Origin of the sequence: Tissierella sp. (assembly GCF_032104385.1) — a bacterium.
In the GTDB taxonomy this organism is placed as follows: Bacteria; Bacillota; Clostridia; order Tissierellales; family Tissierellaceae; genus Tissierella.
The window spans coordinates 1-16,254 of record NZ_DAMCHJ010000012.1 but is presented as its reverse complement, the minus strand read 5'-3'; the positions used below and the strand labels follow the sequence as shown (position 1 = coordinate 16,254).

The following is a 16,254-nucleotide window of genomic DNA, read 5'->3' as shown; positions in this document are numbered from 1 at the left end:
AATATGAGATATATTAGTACGAGAAATAAAAGTATTGAAGTTTCATCAGCTGAGGCAATTATACAAGGGATTTCTAAGGATGGAGGCTTGTTTGTACCAAAAGAATTGCCTAAAATAGAAAACTTAGAAATGATTTTCCATATGGATTACAAAGAACTAGCATATACCATAATGAGTAAATTTTTTGTGGATTTTGAACCTATGATACTTAAAGAATGTATAGATAGAGCTTATGATAATAAATTTGATACATCCCTTATTGCTCCTATAATAGAAATAGATGATGCATTTATCCTAGAATTATTTCATGGACCAACTTTTGCTTTTAAAGATATGGCATTATCTATACTTCCATATTTATTAAAGGAAGCTATGAGAATCAAGAATAATCATAAAGAAATAGTGATTTTAACGGCTACATCAGGAGATACAGGGAAAGCTGCATTAGAAGCATTTGCTAATATTTCTGGGGTGAAAATAATAGTTTTCTATCCTGAAAATGGAGTATCTGAAATTCAAAAAAGACAGATGCTTACCCAAGAAGGAAATAATACATTTGTAATAGGTATAAGGGGAAACTTTGACAATGCTCAATCTGGAGTGAAAAGAATATTTAATGATAAGGAATTTATTGAATTCTTAAATGAAAGAGGATATATTCTATCATCTGCCAACTCTATAAATATAGGTAGATTGGTTCCTCAAATAGTCTATTATTTCTATGGTTACATTATGCTTATAAATCAAGGGAAAGTAGGAAAAGGTGAAAAAATAAATGTAGCCGTGCCAACAGGGAATTTTGGGAATATATTAGCAGCATATTATGCTAAAGAAATGGGTCTTCCTGTAAACAAGTTAATATGCGCATCAAATGAAAACAATATTTTATCAGATTTTCTTAATACAGGGATATATGATAGAAGAAGGGAATTGATAGTTACTTCATCTCCTTCAATGGATATTTTAATATCTAGTAATTTAGAAAGGCTTTTATTTCATTTAAGTGGGGAAGATGATAATATAGTAAAAACTAAGATGAATAGTTTATCTAAAGAAGGAATTTATGAAATAGATTTTGGTCATAAGGATTTTTATGGATATTATTCTACTGAGAAGGATATTGAGACAGGAATTGATAAAGTATTTAATGAAAATGGTTATCTAATGGATCCCCATACGGCTGTAGCCTATAATGTATATGAAGGATATAAAACAGAGACTAAGGATAATACAAAGACAATTATTGTTTCAACGGCAAGCCCATTTAAATTTGGAACTAAAGTAGCATTGTCTATAGGAATAGAAATAGAGAATAAAGATGAGTTTAGCATTTTAGAAGAATTGGAAAATAGGAGTAAAATAAAGGTTCCTAATAATATAAAAAATTTAAAAAACAAGAAAATATTACACAAGAATAATTGTAATAAAGAAAATATGAAAACTATGGTAAAAATGTTTTTGAAGGTTGGTGAAGAAGATGATTAGGATAAGTGTTCCTGGAACCAGTGCAAACATAGGTCCAGGCTTTGATACATTAGGTCTAGCCTTAAATATATATAATTATTTTAGATTTGAAGAAATGTCTTACGGATTAGAAATTACAGGATGTGATAAGGAATTTTCAAATGAAAATAATTTGGTATATAAATCTATGTTAAAGACATTTGATAGAATAGGATACTTACCTAAGGGAATAAAGATAGATATAGATGCTAAAATACCAGTTTCAAGAGGATTAGGTAGTAGTGCAGCTTGTATATTAGGAGGAGTTATGGGTGCTAACTGTCTGACAGGGGCTCCTCTTTCTAAAGAAGAAATTCTAGAAATAGCAACGGAAATCGAGGGACATCCAGATAATATTGCACCTGCATTATTTGGAGGACTTGTTGTATCTATTATGGAAGATGGTAAGGTGATTTATAATAAGTTTGATGTTTCTACAGGAATTAAATTTGTAGCATTGATACCAGATTTTACTTTATCAACTAAAGAGTCTAGAGCTGTTTTACCTACTGCCATATCTCATGAAGATGCTATATATAATATAAGTAGGGTGTCTTTATTATTATCTTCATTATCTAATGGGAGATTTGATTTATTGAAATACGCAGTAAAAGATTCTATTCATCAGCCATATAGAGGAAAGTTAATATCTGGTTTTTACGATATAATTAATAAATGTGAGGAAATTGGATGCTTAGGATTGTATTTAAGTGGGGCGGGTCCTACTATAATGGCTATTGTAGATGAGAAAGATAATGATTTTATATTAAAAATAAAAAAATATCTTAAATCTATTAATTATACTTGGGAAGTTAAAGAACTTAGATTAGATTCATATGGGATAATAGTAGAAGAAATTAATTAATATCTAACTTCCATCAGACAAAGTCCCTTAGCCTCAATCATAGGACCTGCAATACTACGATTTTTACTTTCAAGAATATATTGGACATCACTGGGGCTAATTTCTTCTTTTCCTACTCTGATTAGAGTTCCTGTAATAATCCTAATCATATTGTGGAGAAAACCATCACCTTCAAAGTCTATATAGATATAGTTGTTTTCTTTTGATATATTAATGCTCATTATAGTTCTGACAAAGCTTTTTTTCTTTGATTTCATAGTAGTAAATGCTGTGAAATCAAAGGTTCCTATCAATTTGGTGGCGGCTTCTTGCATTAATATTAGATTTAGCTTTTCAGGAATGTGAGAAGTAAATTTTCTACTAAACACATTTTGATATTTATTATTGTCTATTGTATATCTATACCATTTTGACTTTGCATTATATCTTGAATGAAATCTCTCATTTTCTTTAGATAGATTATAGACCACTATATCATCAGGCAAATATCTATTAATATATTTTTCTTCTATTGTCATATTGGAGTTAGTAAAAAAATTACAAACTAAGCCCTGTGCATGGACTCCTTTATCAGTTCTTGAACAACCTATTACATTTATTTCCTCAGCAGTCATTTTTTTAAGTAAGTTTTCTAATTTACCCTGTATAGTGCTATCATTATCACCTAATCTTTGCCATCCAGAATATTTACTGCCATCAAATTGTAAGTTCATCTTAATATTTATCATTTTATCTCTCCTGTTAATTAATATAACTATTATAACTCATATTATATTTTCTATAAAGATAAAAAGTAATCACTCTGTATTCGAGTGATTACTTTTTATCTTTATTTTATTTCTTTTAATATCCTTAGATAATGATTTGCTTCCCTTAGGACATGATCTCCTAAAAGAGGTATTATAATAGATTTGATTTTACATGCTAATAAACCTTCTGTACCAGCTTTTTTAAAGGTCATTACTTCCTCTGTTACTTTTAGACTTTTGTTTAATATCTCTTTTTCATTGCTTGTATTACAGTTTTCTTCTAATATTTTTTCTAATTGTTCTGCCAATTCTTCTGCTGTTTCCTTTAAATTTTCTTCTGTAGGGTCAAGTAACCCATCAATAAACTCTAAATGTTCTTCCATTATTTGATTCCAAAAATTTAGTTCATCGCATATAGTTCTATCTGGTAACTTTCTATTTTGTAGGGATCTTAACGATCCCATATATAATTTAGCTTCTCGAAGAATATGTTCTATTAGAAGAGGATAAAGGGTGGTAAAGATCTTACATTCTAATTGTGATTTAATCAATTTTTCCTTAAAATTAATAACTTCCTCTAATAAATTAATTGATCTCATATTTATATTATATAATTTTTCTTCTAACCACTCTGTATAGTTAAAATTTGGATCTGTTCTTAAATCATACTCTGCTTCAGTTATTTCCGTGTTTAGAGAAGCACCAGATAGTTGTGAGGATATTTCTTCTGCTCTTAAAGTAAAAGGCGTGACAATTTCATTTGATTGCAAGACTTCATTTCTTACAGCACAGTTTGAAAATATAACTGTTTCAGCTAATACTGCTTCAAAGGATTTCTTAAGTAAATTGGCTTCATTAATTTCGGAACTATTCACTGGTGGAAGACTAGTTTCTATAAAAAACATATGCTCTTTCATAATCCTTTGAAAAAATAAGTTTGTTTCTAGCGAAACTTGAATAAACTCTTTTCTTGATAACAAAAAAATCCCCCCTAGATATAATATTACATAATATATAATATTATGAGGGGGAAAATTTGTGATTAGTTTAATCTATCATTAAGTTTTTCTCTGATTGTATCGTTAATTATATTATTATTTTCCTTTAAATTAGCCATGAATTCCCTTACTATATCTCCAAAATTAGTATATTCATATTTTTCTATGGTTTTTTCAAACTCTTTAACTATATTTTCTTTCATTATGAAAGTGTTTCCATCAAAATTAGGATCATGGTTATCTCCATAGAAATAAGTATATATATACCATTTATATATTTCATCAACTTTTGGCAATAAATTGGAATATGGATAAACCATTTTAAAACTTTCCACCAGTAATATTCTTTCAGCCAATTTATCCATAGATATCATAAGGCTTCCATCATTCATAAAAGGCTCATTAGTATCTAATGCTAATATTTTAAGATAATCATTATATTCATTGGTAATATTTCCGCCAAAAGTATCTATAAATTTTTGATTATCAATTAAATAATAATAAATGCCTTCCGAAGTATCTAATTTATATCCCAATAGAATATGGTCTATTAAATGTTTTTTTAATTCAGGTTCGTCTTTCAATACCTTTTCACGATTTAGATACTCTAAACTATTTAATTTTTCAATGGATAAGCCATATTTTTTAAATAGATAATCAAAATTTTCCTTATTTTGATACTTTATAAATAGATTTTCTATTTCAACGCCTTTATCGAAAGACATTTCATTTAATTTTTTTATATATTCCATTAAGATTTCTGTATTATCATATTTAGACAATTCATCTTTATGCTCATCTATATATTTTAATGCTTCGTAGAAATTATTTTCTATTAAATTTTTAGATTCATTAAAGATTTCTTTATCTGATTTTTCTTTAGAATAATCTCTTCTCTCAATCTCTAATAATTCAGCACCATCTTTACCATTCCATTTATACCAAAGAGTCATTTTATCAGAACCAGCTGAACTGGAATCTTCTGTTTCAGGGTCTACAGTATAAATACTAAATTCTAAAATTCCATCATTATTTATATCCTTAATTTCATTATTAGTATATATGGATATTAGTGAAATTTTATTTTCATCTAATATGTTTTTTAGTTTTCCATTTTCTAAAATAAATCCATAAGTTAATCCAGAGTGAGCACCTACATTGTTATTAAGAAGCAATCCATTTTGATTTTCGGATATTTTTCCAATTACAATTTGATAATTAGTATTATCATAGTTCATGGAAGTACTATCTATTAGTGTATATTTTTCCCCGGTAAACCTGTAGATTTCCAGATTTCCTTCATCACTCATATTATTAGGATCTCTTTCTTTAAATACAGCAATTTCTGGTATATTATCATCATCAAGATTTCCAATTGCATAATAAGGAGTATTATTTGCAAGTTCATTTGCGAGTTTAGCCATATATTCCATATATGCTTTATCTTTCAAAAAATTATAATCATTACCTTTAGATAGTATGATTTCTTTTATTGACTGTTCTAGAGTTAAAGTAGTAGGAAGGCTTTTATTACTAGAACAGGAAATTGTAAAAATAGTTAAACATAATATTAGTACTATGAGTTTTATTGGATTCTGTGACATATAATATTCTCCTTTCTATAAAGATATTATACACTGAAATAATTAAATGTGTGTAACAAACAAGTTACAATAATAAGTATGAACTTGAGAGCGAAAACAATAGTTATTATTTTATCAATATGTTATAATTACTGTAAATATTATAAATATAGGAGGTAGATGAGATGTTGGCGAATGTAAAGATTTGTATGGGAACCCATTGTACAATGATGGGAAATTTAAACTTACAGGAGAGTCTTGAGGATTTGCAATTAGAATATCCAGGCAAGATTGAAATTAAGGCAGTAAAATGTCTGAAATTTTGCGAAGATAACAAGGCGCCTGTAGTTGAATTAAATGGTAAGATAATTACTAATGCTAGTGCAGAGAAGATTATATCCGAAATATTAGAGGTGGTTAGATGATGAGAGGTATATTTACACCAATTACATATATTCGTAGACAAGTATTTACAGAAATAGCGAAGATAGCTTGGGATGGAAGGGACTCGAGGGAAGTAGATGATATTCCCTATAAGGTAATAAGCGGAGAAGTACCACATTATAGAGGAAGTATTTTTCATGAAAGGGCTATTGTTGCGGCTATGGCTAGACTTGGTTTAGGATTAGATAGAAAACTTAATGGTGATAATGGTCGATTATCTAAAGCTGTTGATGAAGCTGTTGTAACCCATAGTATAATTAAGGAGCCTTTAGTAAATGTAATTCCATTTGCTTGTGCAGCTTGTGAAAGTTCAAAGCATTTTGTTACTGATAATTGTAGAAAATGTATTGCCCACCCTTGCATGATTGTTTGCCCAGTTAATGCTATTACCCTTGGTAAGGATAGGGCAATAATAGATAAGGAAAAATGTATAGATTGTGGAAAATGTACTAAGGCATGTCAATATCATGCAATTATGAAATTAGAAAGACCCTGTAAGGTTGCCTGTGGAGTAGATGCTATAGAGTCAGATGAATTAGGTAGGGCTAAAATAAACTATGATAAATGTGTAAGCTGTGGAATGTGTGTAGTTAATTGTCCATTTGCAGCTATTACAGATAAGTCTGATATATTTCAGTTAGTTTTGGCTATTAAACAGGGAGAAGAAGTTCATGCTATAATAGCACCTTCATTTGTAGGTCAGTTTGGACCATTTGCAACACCAGGAAAATAGTTAGGGCAGCTAAGGATTTAGGATTTACTGAAATTATCGAAGTAGCACTTGGAGCAGATGCTGCCGCTCGACACGAAGCTGAAATGTTTCCGCAATTGGTACCAGAGAAGCAGCCATTTTTAGGTACATCCTGTTGCCCATCTTGGACAATGACAGCAAAAAAATTTTTCCCTGATTTATATCAATATATATCCTCATCAAATACACCAATGGTAGAAACAGCCAAGGCAATTAAGAGAAGAAGTCCAAGCGGCAAAATAGTATTTATAGGGCCATGTATATCAAAGAAGATTGAGGCGATGGAAGAGGATGTTCGACCATATGTTGACTTTGTAATCACATACGAAGAGCTTGCTGCAATATTTGTTGCAGCTAATATTGATGTTGCAGAGATTACTGAAGATGAGATAGTAGCAGATGCTTCAACAAAGGGAAGAAATTTTGCATATGCTTCAGGTGTCGCATCATCGGTAAAAGCAAGTATAGAACAGGCTCATCCAGGTTTAGAAATACCAACGCATAATGCAAATGGACTAGCAGATTGTCGTAAAATGTTAGCAATGGCAAAGGCAGGAAAGTTCAATGGATATTTATTAGAAGGTATGGCATGTCCTGGTGGATGTGTAGGTGGACCAGGAACAATGCTGCCAATAGAAAAGGGAGAAAAAGAGGCAAAGGATTTTGCTAAAAAATCACCATATAGTGATGTCTTCAAAAATCCATTTTTAGAATAATATAAAGAATAAATATACATTAAAATTGAGTTTAAAATGAGCAGTAGTCTATTATAGACTTTCTGCTTGTTTTTTAACAATATAGGAGGAAAGCTTTGTGAAAAAACATTATAGTAGTATTATCTTTGGTTTATATGTCCTTGGTGCATTTATTATAATTATACCGATTTTAGTTGCGTTAATTTCAAATAAGGGATTTTCACCATTTTTTAGTAAGGTTACAATAAGTATTTCAATTTTGTGTATTGAAATAGGATTATTGATTAAAACTTTTATAATGAAGAAAGAAGGTAAATCAATAGCAAAAAATATTGGTGGTATTATAGGTCTTTTATTAGTAATGATTTGGGGAATACTTAAGTAAAAAATAAGCATTATCTTTAAAATTAGAGTAATTCATATAATTTATATAAGGTGAAATGAAAAGAGATATAGATTTTAAAGGATAGTCAAAATGTTGAGATTGAAATAGGTTATTGTTTTGTAGAAAAAATCGAAAAACTATGGAATATGACAAATTTAAGAGAGAAAGGAGTTGTAATATGCTAAAGGTTAATTTTCATGATCTAAATACAGTAGAAGATACTAAATTGAAGTTTGCAGTTATTATGGCAAGATATAATGAAAAATGGATATTTGTAAGACATAAGGATAGATTAACTTGGGAAATTCCAGGAGGACATAGAGAAGAGAATGAGGATATTAACTTTACTGCTTCAAGAGAATTATTAGAAGAAACTGGAGCGAAGGATTTTAGAATTTTGCCAGTTTGCATATATTCAGTAACTAGGGATAGAATAGAGTCTTTTGGAAAGCTGTTTTATTCAGAAGTAGAATCTCTTGGTCAACTACCTAATTTTGAAATTGCTGAAATTAAGTTATTTGACATCATACCTGAAAGCCTAACATATCCTTTGATTCAGCCATATCTATTTAAGAAGATTGAGGAGCTTTATGCTGAACTAAAATCAAGTTAGTTTATATTTTTCCGATATTATGTATATATATTTATAAAATAAAGTGTAATAAAATATCTAGTTTTTTAAATTAACTTTGAACTTTCACAAAGAAATAAAGTAAAAATTAAAAGGAAGATGGATCATGAAATTTAAAAGTTTTAAATTTATAATATTATCTAGTATTGCTTTGATACTATTTCCATCATTAGTTTATGCAAATTCGTCTTGGCACTGGTTAACTACCAGTCCCTTAACAGTTTTACCTTTTGCTGTAATCTTTACACTGCTTATTGAAACAATTATGGTAATAAAAGTTGGTAAGGTATGGAATTATAAAAAAACTTTTATTATTGTAAGTTTAGCAAATCTAGTATCTTTTCTTGTACCATATATAAATAGAGCATATAATTTTATACCTATAAGTGGTGACTATGCTTTATTAGATGCTTTTCATGCAGGACCTTTCTATATAGTATTAGTTGGATATTTATTATTAACTGTTCTGGTAGAATTTCCGGTGGTATATTTATTACTTAGAAAAGATTCTATAAATGAAAAAGATTTAAATAAGGCAATTTTATATTCTAATATAATAACAACAGTATTAGTTGGAATTTGTGAACGGATTATTTGCATTGGTGAATGGTAATTCATAAAAAAACAGTAGGAAGGTTAGGAGTGAGGTTTTGAAGATAGGATTTTTAGATAGAGATGGAACAATTATAGAAGATTATGAAGACAAATTATGGAGTAGTATAACTGAGCCTGTTTTTTTAAAGGATTCAATAGATGCCCTTAAGTCTATAAGACAAAAGGGATATGAAATTATTATTATAACAAATCAATATTTAATAAATCAGAAAATCATTACCTTACAGCAATATGAAGAGATTACAGGAAAGTTTGTAAATAAATTATTAGATAATGGAATTGATATATTGGATATATTTTACTGCCCACATACTAAAGAAGAAAACTGTAATTGTATGAAACCTAAAGACGGAATGATAAAAATGGCATTAGAAAAATATCCAGAAATAGATTTAGAAAAATCTTTTATAGTTGGAGATTCTTTGTGTGATATCCAACTTGGAGAAAGATTACAAATAAAGACATTTGGTATAGGATTAGAAAAAATTGAAGGAAAAACAATAAAAATAGATTCTCTGAAAGATGTAGTCAAATATTTATAGATATATGGCATAATAATTAGTAGGAGAAACAATTAAAGGAGTATTCAATGAGAGCCGTAAACCACTTAAATAGATATGTTTCAAATATAGATAAATTTATTGATTTTTACATAGATGTTCTTGACTATAAATTAATTGATAAAGGTATTAAAGGAAATGAGAAAAATTATGGAGTTCTATATAAAAGAACCAGATGGATTTGAGATAGATTTAATTCAATGGAAAGATAAAAGTAAATTCTATGATAACTTAAAAAATAAGAAAATGAAAACAATTCTCTTAACTTAAATGGAGTGTTAAATTTATGAAAGTATTAAGAAAAATAGTAATATATACAATAGGGATTTTAATGATATGTATACTAATTATATTATTTTTGCCCAATAGAACATCAAAGATTAAAGGTGAAAATAGTGTAGCAGTTATAGAAAAAGTTAAATTAGGTGGATTAGAACAAGGTGTGCTAGTAAGAGGAAGGGATATTTCTAATCCGATTTTACTCTTTTTACATGGGGGACCAGGGTATTCTCAAATATCCTTTGCTCGTAAATATGAAAAACGACTAGAAGATAGCTTTGTCGTAGTTAATTGGGATCAAAGAGGTTCTGGAATGTCTTATTCATCTAATATTCCAAAAGAGTCCATGAATAGAACCCAATTTATAGAAGATACAAAAGAACTTATTGATTATCTATGTGAAAAATATCAAAAAGAAAAGTTATACCTAGTAGGGCACTCTTGGGGGACAGAACTTGGGTTATATGTAATAGATAAATATCCAGAAAAGGTAGCTGCATTTATAAGTGTTGGGCAAGTGGTTAATGGAGTAGACAATGAAGTGGTTTCATATGATTATGTTCTGGAAATGGCTAGTAAGAATAATGATAAAAAAGCGTTAAATGACTTGATGAGAATTGGAAGACCACCTTATAAAGATACTGTCAATGACACTACAACACAGAGAAGATGGTTAGCTAAATATGGCGGGGTGGAAAGGAAAGTAAATACATTAAAGGATATTGTTTTAGGGAGTATCTTCTCACCTGAATATAGGGGAATAGATGGAGTGAAATTTGCTTTAGGTAATAAATTTTCTGCGGATACAATGTGGGGTCATAATAAGGATTTGGATTTTATTAGAGATATCCCAGAAGTAAAAGTACCTATTTATTTCTGTGCAGGTAGATACGATTACAATACTCCATCTGTGTTGATTGAAAGATATTATAATCAGATAACAGCACCTAAAAAAGAACTAATATGGTTTGAAGAATCAGCACATTTCCCACTTTTTGAGGAAAATGAGAAATTTAATAAACTAATAATACAGGTAAAAGAGAACGCTGAAAGTGAGGTTAATCATGGAGAATTTAAGCATAAGTAAATATATATTTGAATCCTCTAGATTGGGATTTAGAATGTGGCAAGAATCCGATAGAGTATTATTTGCTAAGATGAATGTTAGTACGGAGGTAATGAGGTATTTTCCAAAAACTTTAGATTCTAAAGAAACTGATGATTTTCTCAGTAGAATACAAGAACATTTCAAGAAAAATGGATATGGGTTATGGGCAGTAGAATTAAAAGATACTAAAGAATTCATAGGATTTATTGGTTTTTTAAATGCAACTTTTGAGGCAGACTTTACACCATGTGTTGAGATTGGTTGGAGATTGGATAATAAATATTGGAACAAGGGATATGCAACAGAAGGTGCAAAGGCATGTTTAGAATATGGATTTAGTAAGCTAAATTTAAGTAGTATATATTCTTTTACAGCAGAAATAAACGAGCCATCTCAAAATGTTATGAAGAAAATAGGTCTAAAGAAAATTGGGAAATTTGATCATCCAAAAGTAGAAGTAGGTAGTCCATTAAAACGTCATGTTTTATATAAAATAGATAAGAAAGAATATAACGAGGAATTTTATAATGTGGTTAAGTGATTAAAGAAAATTGTCAATAAAAAACAATAAAAATTTATTATGTTATACTAAAAACAACTCTTGACATATATAAATCATACTGTTAATATGTAAGTGTAATAAATAATAATGAATATGTTGCTCATATAGGTTCCATAATACGGTTGGGACGTTTCTACAAATGACCGAAAATCATTTAGCTATGGGCGAAAGTGTACCTAGGGTTCCGAAGATTTTATCTTGCTGGACCAAGCGGTACAGATACTATGTGACTAGTATTACACCGAAGGGATAAAAGCCCAGTCGGGTAGGTTTCGCTTTGCCTACCCGGCTGGGCTTAATTTAATTTTTTGAGGAGGGTTAAATTTGGAATTTAAAAGAATTTTTATCGAGAAGAAAGAAGAGTTTAACACTGAAGGACAGCTGCTATTGAAAGATTTTAAAGATTATTTAGAAATAAAAAGTTTAACAAAGGTAAGAACAGTCAATGTATATGATTTAATGGATGCTACAGAAGAGGAAATGAAACTTATAGTAAATGAAATACTCTTTGAAGAAACCTTAGATAATAAATATGAAAATAACCTTCCAATTAAAGCAAATGAAAGATTATTTAGAGTAGAATATTTGAGAGGTCAATATAATCAAAGAGAAGATTCTACAAATCAGATGATTAGAATGTTAACTAAAAATGAAGATATAATAGTACAAAATTCAAAGATAATAATCCTAGAAAATATCACAGAAGAAGAATTAGCTAAAATAAAGAAATATTATATAAATCCAATAGAAATGAAAGAAGTTTCATTTGATAGTTTTAATTTTGAAAAAGAAGAAGAAGCAACAGAAGATATTGAAGTAATAGATGGTTTTATAGAAATGGCAGAAAAGGAAATTAAATCATTTAAATCTAAATATGGTATCGGTATGGATATAGAAGATATTTTATTTTGTCAGAAATATTTTAAAGACGAAGATAGAAATCCAACTATTACTGAATTGAAATTAATAGATACCTATTGGTCAGATCACTGCAGACATACTACTTTTATGACAGAGATTACGGATATATCCATGAATGATGGAAAGTATAGGGATGTATTTCAAAAAGCATTAGAAGAGTATATAAAATCTAGGGAATTTGTTTATGAAAATAAAGAAAAACCAATTTGTTTAATGGATTTGGCTACTATTAATATGAAGGAAACAAAGAAAAAGGGTTTATTAAATGACAAGGAAGAAACAGACGAAGTTAATGCTTGTAGCATAGAAATAGATGTAGATATTAATGGTAAAGATGAAAAATGGTTGTTAATGTTTAAAAATGAAACTCATAATCATCCTACAGAAATGGAACCTTTTGGTGGTGCATCTACTTGTTTGGGAGGTGCCATAAGAGACCCATTATCAGGAAGAGCTTATGTATATCAAGCTATGAGGATTACAGGTGCAGCAGATCCAAGACAAAAGTACGAAGAAACATTACCTGGAAAGTTACCACAAAGAAAGATTACTCAAACTGCTAAAGCAGGATATAGTTCCTATGGATATCAAATAGGTGCTGCAACAGGATATGTCAAAGAGATATATGACAAAGGCTATATGGCTAAGAGAATGGAATTAGGAGCATTAGTTGCTGCAGCTCCAAAGGAAGCTGTGTATAGAGGAAATTCTCAGCCAGGAGATTTGATTGTTTTAGTAGGTGGAAAAACTGGAAGAGATGGATTAGGTGGAGCAGTTGGTTCATCTAAGGAACATACGGAGGAATCTTTACACACATCAGGTGCAGAAGTACAGAAGGGAAATCCGCCAGTAGAGAGAAAAATAGTTCGTTTATTTAGAAATAAAGAAGTATCCAAGATGATTAAAAAATGTAATGACTTTGGTGCTGGAGGAGTTTCAGTAGCCATAGGAGAATTAGCAGATGGACTTTTCATTGAATTAGATAAGGTACCACTAAAATATCCTGGACTTGATGGTACAGAGATTGCACTATCAGAATCCCAAGAAAGAATGGCTGTAGTTATAGGACCTGAAAATATAGAGAGGTTTATGTCCTTTGTTGAATCAGAAGACGTAGAAGGTACAGTGGTAGCTAAGGTTACAGAGGAAAAAGTCCTTAAGATGGTATGGAAGGGAAAAACTATTGTAAATATTAAGAGAGAGTTCTTAGATACCAATGGCATAAGAAAGAAGAACAAAGTTAATATAGAACAACCAGCAGAGAATTTATATTTAGATAAAATTCCATCTCATGTAGAGGGGAAAAATATAAAGGAAGCATTTATAGAAAATATAAGGGACTTAAACATTTGCAGTCAAAAAGGTTTAATAGAGGGATTTGACCATACTGTGGGAGCTAGTACAGTATTAATGCCCCTAGGAGGGAAATATGGTCTTACTCCAACAGAGGGAATGGTGGCAAAGATTCCTGTATTAAAGGGAGAGACAAATACTTGCTCTTTAATGAGCTATGGATATGAACCAAAGCTTTCAAAATGGAGTCCTTTCCATGGCGGATATTATTCTGTTATAAAGTCTGTGGCGAAGATTGTAGCTATGGGTGGAGATTACAAAAAAATAAGATTAACTTTCCAAGAATATTTTGAAAGAATTGGAAATGATCCAACAAGATGGGGAAAACCATTTTCTGCGTTACTTGGTGCATTTTTAGTACAAAAAGAGTTAGATACTCCAAGTATAGGTGGAAAAGATAGTATGAGCGGTACCTTTGAAGATATTCATGTTCCACCAACGTTAGTTAGCTTTGCAGTAGCTACAGATAAGATAGAGAATATTATATCGCCAGAATTTAAAAATATTGGTTCAACTGTTGCTTTAATAAAATTAGACATAGATGAAAATGGTATGATTGATTTCAACCAATTAAAAGTAAATTATTCTGCAATTAAAAAATTAATAGATAGAAAAGAAATAATTTCAGCTTCTACAGTCAAATTTGGTGGAGTTGCAAGATCTATTGCTGAAATGACTATGGGTAACAAGGTAGGATTTAAGTTTAATGAAATAAATAAAGATAATTTGTTTAAGCCCTTATATGGTTCTATAGTAGTTGAATTGAAGGATGCAAGAGTTCTACAAGATACTAACTGTATAATTCTTGGAACTACAATAGAAGAAAAGCATATAGAAATAGATAAAGAAACTATAGAGCTAGATTCCTTAATTAAATTCTTTGAAGAGCCTTTAGAGGAAGTATTCCCAGTATATGGGGATAAATCTAATGTGGAAAATATTAAATTTGAAAAAGGCAATGTAATTACAAGAAAATCATCTATAGCAAAACCAAGGATTTTAGTGCCAATATTTACTGGAACCCATGGAGAATATGATATGATCCGTTGCTTTGAGAAGGCTGGTGGGGAAGTAGATACCTTTGTATTTAAGACTCTATCTTTCAAGGATATGGAAGAATCATACAAGGAACTAGCAGAGAGAATTAAGAAATGTCAGATAATAGGATTGCCAAATGGTTCTCTATTGGGAGATGAACCAGAAACTGGTGGAAAGTTTATGAAACTAATATTAAGTAATTCTTATGTAAAAGAAGAAATAGATGCTCATTTATACAAGAAGGATGGATTAATCCTTGGCATAGGGGCAGGATTCTTAGGTTTGGTAAAACTAGGACTTATAGCTCCTTCTGCAAATATTATTTACAATACAAGCGGTCAATTTAATTCAAAATTAGCTAATGTTAAAATAAGTTCAAATTTATCATCTTGGTTTAATGAAATGAAAGTAGGAGATATATATACTGTGCCAGTGGCTACAAAGGAAGGAAGAGTAATAGTAAAAAATATAGATGAATTAATAGCTAAAGGACAAATTTCTACTCAGTTTATAGATGAAAATCCAACAGGTTCAATATATGGTATAGAATCTATGACTAGCTTTGACGGCAGAATACTTGGAACTATTTCTTCTATTGATAGAGTAGGAAATGGATTATATAAAAATGCAGATATAATAGGAAAACATAAGATATTTGAATCAGGTATAAAATACTTTAAATAGGAGGAAGGGGAAATGAAAGTTAGTATATTGATGGGAAGTATATCAGATAAACCTTTAGCAGAGAAGGTAACTAAAATTTTTGATGAATTTGGAGTGGAATATGAGGTTAGAGTAATATCGGCTCATAGAACTCCATATAAGGCTATTGAATTTGCTGAAAATGCTGAGAAGAACAATACGGAAGTTATTATTGCCATAGCTGGAAAAGCAGCCCATCTAGCTGGAGTATTAGCAGGAGTAACCCCTCTTCCTGTAATAGGAATTCCTGCTAGCTCCTCTACAATGGATGGATTGGATTCACTTCTTTCTGTGGTACAAATGCCTAAAGGCGTTCCAGTAGCTACTGTAGCTATAGATGGTGGAGAAAACGGAGGGCTTTTAGCAGTACAGATGCTCTCTATAAAATATCCTGAATTAAGGAAAAAATTCAAGGAATATAAAAAAGAGATGGCAGAAGAAGTAGAAAAGATTGATTATGACCTAACACAGCGAAAGTAGTGAGCTGATGTAGGTCAAACGCAACGAACGCC

The 16,254-nt window shown here is 30.1% G+C and carries 17 protein-coding genes and 1 riboswitch; of the genes, 14 read left to right on the top strand and 3 right to left on the bottom strand.

The features are described from left to right. Positions 1–3: 3 nt before the first annotated feature. Both thrC and thrB read left to right on the top strand, forming a co-directional pair. Positions 4–1,485 (top strand): threonine synthase, encoded by a 1,482-nt coding sequence (gene thrC, locus RT714_RS11835; protein WP_313757855.1) that lies wholly within the window; start codon positions 4–6, stop codon positions 1,483–1,485. Continuing rightward, complete coding sequence (gene thrB / locus RT714_RS11830) at positions 1,478–2,368, top strand: homoserine kinase (RefSeq protein ID WP_313757853.1); 891 nt, start codon at positions 1,478–1,480, stop codon at positions 2,366–2,368. The genes thrC and thrB overlap by 8 nt, the downstream gene beginning before the upstream one ends. Here the strand turns inward: thrB and truA are convergent. From truA to RT714_RS11815, 3 genes are all read right to left on the bottom strand, one after another. Next, entirely contained in the window at positions 2,365–3,096 is a 732-nt protein-coding gene (gene truA, locus RT714_RS11825; protein ID WP_313757852.1) for a tRNA pseudouridine(38-40) synthase TruA, read from the bottom strand. The two genes, thrB and truA, sit on opposite strands and share 4 nt — an antisense overlap. Before the next feature lie 101 nt (positions 3,097–3,197). Next, on the bottom strand, positions 3,198–4,097 hold the full coding sequence (locus tag RT714_RS11820) for a DUF2935 domain-containing protein (RefSeq protein WP_313757850.1): 900 nt from the start codon (positions 4,095–4,097) through the stop codon (positions 3,198–3,200). A 62-nt stretch (positions 4,098–4,159) separates the two neighbouring features. After that, positions 4,160–5,719 carry a hypothetical protein gene (locus RT714_RS11815; RefSeq protein WP_313757848.1) on the bottom strand — a complete coding sequence of 520 codons (1,560 nt, stop codon included), beginning with the start codon at positions 5,717–5,719 and terminating at the stop codon, positions 4,160–4,162. Positions 5,720–5,883: 164 nt separating this feature from the next. Here RT714_RS11815 and RT714_RS11810 point away from each other — a divergent pair, with 164 nt between their 5' ends. From RT714_RS11810 to purE, 12 genes are all read left to right on the top strand, one after another. Continuing rightward, positions 5,884–6,123, top strand: a complete 240-nt coding sequence (locus RT714_RS11810; protein ID WP_313757846.1) for an NAD(P)H-dependent oxidoreductase subunit E — start codon at positions 5,884–5,886, stop codon at positions 6,121–6,123. Beyond that, on the top strand, positions 6,123–6,875 hold the full coding sequence (locus RT714_RS11805) for a 4Fe-4S binding protein (RefSeq protein WP_313757845.1): 753 nt from the start codon (positions 6,123–6,125) through the stop codon (positions 6,873–6,875). Before RT714_RS11810 ends, RT714_RS11805 begins: the two co-directional genes overlap by 1 nt. Beyond that, on the top strand, positions 6,833–7,609 hold the full coding sequence (locus RT714_RS11800) for a [Fe-Fe] hydrogenase large subunit C-terminal domain-containing protein (RefSeq protein WP_313757989.1): 777 nt from the start codon (positions 6,833–6,835) through the stop codon (positions 7,607–7,609). The genes RT714_RS11805 and RT714_RS11800 overlap by 43 nt, the downstream gene beginning before the upstream one ends. Positions 7,610–7,706: 97 nt before the next feature. Further along, positions 7,707–7,973, top strand: a complete 267-nt coding sequence (locus RT714_RS11795) for a hypothetical protein (protein WP_216543284.1) — start codon at positions 7,707–7,709, stop codon at positions 7,971–7,973. Between the two features lie 178 nt (positions 7,974–8,151). Further along, on the top strand, positions 8,152–8,586 hold the full coding sequence (locus tag RT714_RS11790) for an NUDIX domain-containing protein (RefSeq protein WP_313757843.1): 435 nt from the start codon (positions 8,152–8,154) through the stop codon (positions 8,584–8,586). Positions 8,587–8,710: 124 nt separating this feature from the next. Beyond that, positions 8,711–9,217 (top strand): hypothetical protein, encoded by a 507-nt coding sequence (locus tag RT714_RS11785; protein WP_313757842.1) that lies wholly within the window; start codon positions 8,711–8,713, stop codon positions 9,215–9,217. 37 nt (positions 9,218–9,254) lie between these two features. Then, positions 9,255–9,761 (top strand): HAD-IIIA family hydrolase, encoded by a 507-nt coding sequence (locus RT714_RS11780; RefSeq protein ID WP_313757841.1) that lies wholly within the window; start codon positions 9,255–9,257, stop codon positions 9,759–9,761. Between the two features lie 47 nt (positions 9,762–9,808). Continuing rightward, positions 9,809–9,964, top strand: coding sequence for a VOC family protein (locus tag RT714_RS11775; protein ID WP_313757840.1), 156 nt, complete (start codon positions 9,809–9,811; stop codon positions 9,962–9,964). A gap of 101 nt (positions 9,965–10,065) precedes the next feature. Next, a complete protein-coding gene (locus RT714_RS11770) occupies positions 10,066–11,145 on the top strand; it encodes an alpha/beta hydrolase (protein ID WP_313757838.1) in 1,080 nt (359 codons plus the stop codon). Further along, a complete protein-coding gene (locus tag RT714_RS11765) occupies positions 11,123–11,707 on the top strand; it encodes a GNAT family N-acetyltransferase (RefSeq protein ID WP_084725306.1) in 585 nt (194 codons plus the stop codon). The genes RT714_RS11770 and RT714_RS11765 overlap by 23 nt, the downstream gene beginning before the upstream one ends. A gap of 101 nt (positions 11,708–11,808) precedes the next feature. Further along, positions 11,809–11,909, top strand: a riboswitch (purine riboswitch). Between the two features lie 143 nt (positions 11,910–12,052). Beyond that, on the top strand, positions 12,053–15,724 hold the full coding sequence (locus RT714_RS11760) for a phosphoribosylformylglycinamidine synthase (RefSeq protein ID WP_313757837.1): 3,672 nt from the start codon (positions 12,053–12,055) through the stop codon (positions 15,722–15,724). Between the two features lie 12 nt (positions 15,725–15,736). Continuing rightward, the gene (purE, locus tag RT714_RS11755) at positions 15,737–16,222 is read left to right on the top strand and encodes a 5-(carboxyamino)imidazole ribonucleotide mutase (protein ID WP_313757836.1); all 486 of its coding nucleotides are present in this window, start codon (positions 15,737–15,739) and stop codon (positions 16,220–16,222) included. Positions 16,223–16,254 lie beyond the last annotated feature (32 nt).

Excerpts from the sequence above, each read along its gene's own strand:
- thrC (WP_313757855.1), top strand. The coding sequence starts at position 4 with ATGAGATATATTAGTACGAGAAATAAAAGTATTGAAGTTTCATCAGCT.
- thrB (WP_313757853.1), top strand. The coding sequence starts at position 1,478 with ATGATTAGGATAAGTGTTCCTGGAACCAGTGCAAACATAGGTCCAGGC.
- truA (WP_313757852.1), bottom strand. The coding sequence starts at position 3,096 with ATGATAAATATTAAGATGAACTTACAATTTGATGGCAGTAAATATTCT.
- RT714_RS11815 (WP_313757848.1), bottom strand. The coding sequence starts at position 5,719 with ATGTCACAGAATCCAATAAAACTCATAGTACTAATATTATGTTTAACT.
- RT714_RS11810 (WP_313757846.1), top strand. The coding sequence starts at position 5,884 with ATGTTGGCGAATGTAAAGATTTGTATGGGAACCCATTGTACAATGATG.
- RT714_RS11805 (WP_313757845.1), top strand. The coding sequence starts at position 6,123 with ATGAGAGGTATATTTACACCAATTACATATATTCGTAGACAAGTATTT.
- RT714_RS11790 (WP_313757843.1), top strand. The coding sequence starts at position 8,152 with ATGCTAAAGGTTAATTTTCATGATCTAAATACAGTAGAAGATACTAAA.
- RT714_RS11785 (WP_313757842.1), top strand. The coding sequence starts at position 8,711 with ATGAAATTTAAAAGTTTTAAATTTATAATATTATCTAGTATTGCTTTG.
- RT714_RS11775 (WP_313757840.1), top strand. The coding sequence starts at position 9,809 with ATGAGAGCCGTAAACCACTTAAATAGATATGTTTCAAATATAGATAAA.
- RT714_RS11770 (WP_313757838.1), top strand. The coding sequence starts at position 10,066 with ATGAAAGTATTAAGAAAAATAGTAATATATACAATAGGGATTTTAATG.
- RT714_RS11765 (WP_084725306.1), top strand. The coding sequence starts at position 11,123 with ATGGAGAATTTAAGCATAAGTAAATATATATTTGAATCCTCTAGATTG.
- purE (WP_313757836.1), top strand. The coding sequence starts at position 15,737 with ATGAAAGTTAGTATATTGATGGGAAGTATATCAGATAAACCTTTAGCA.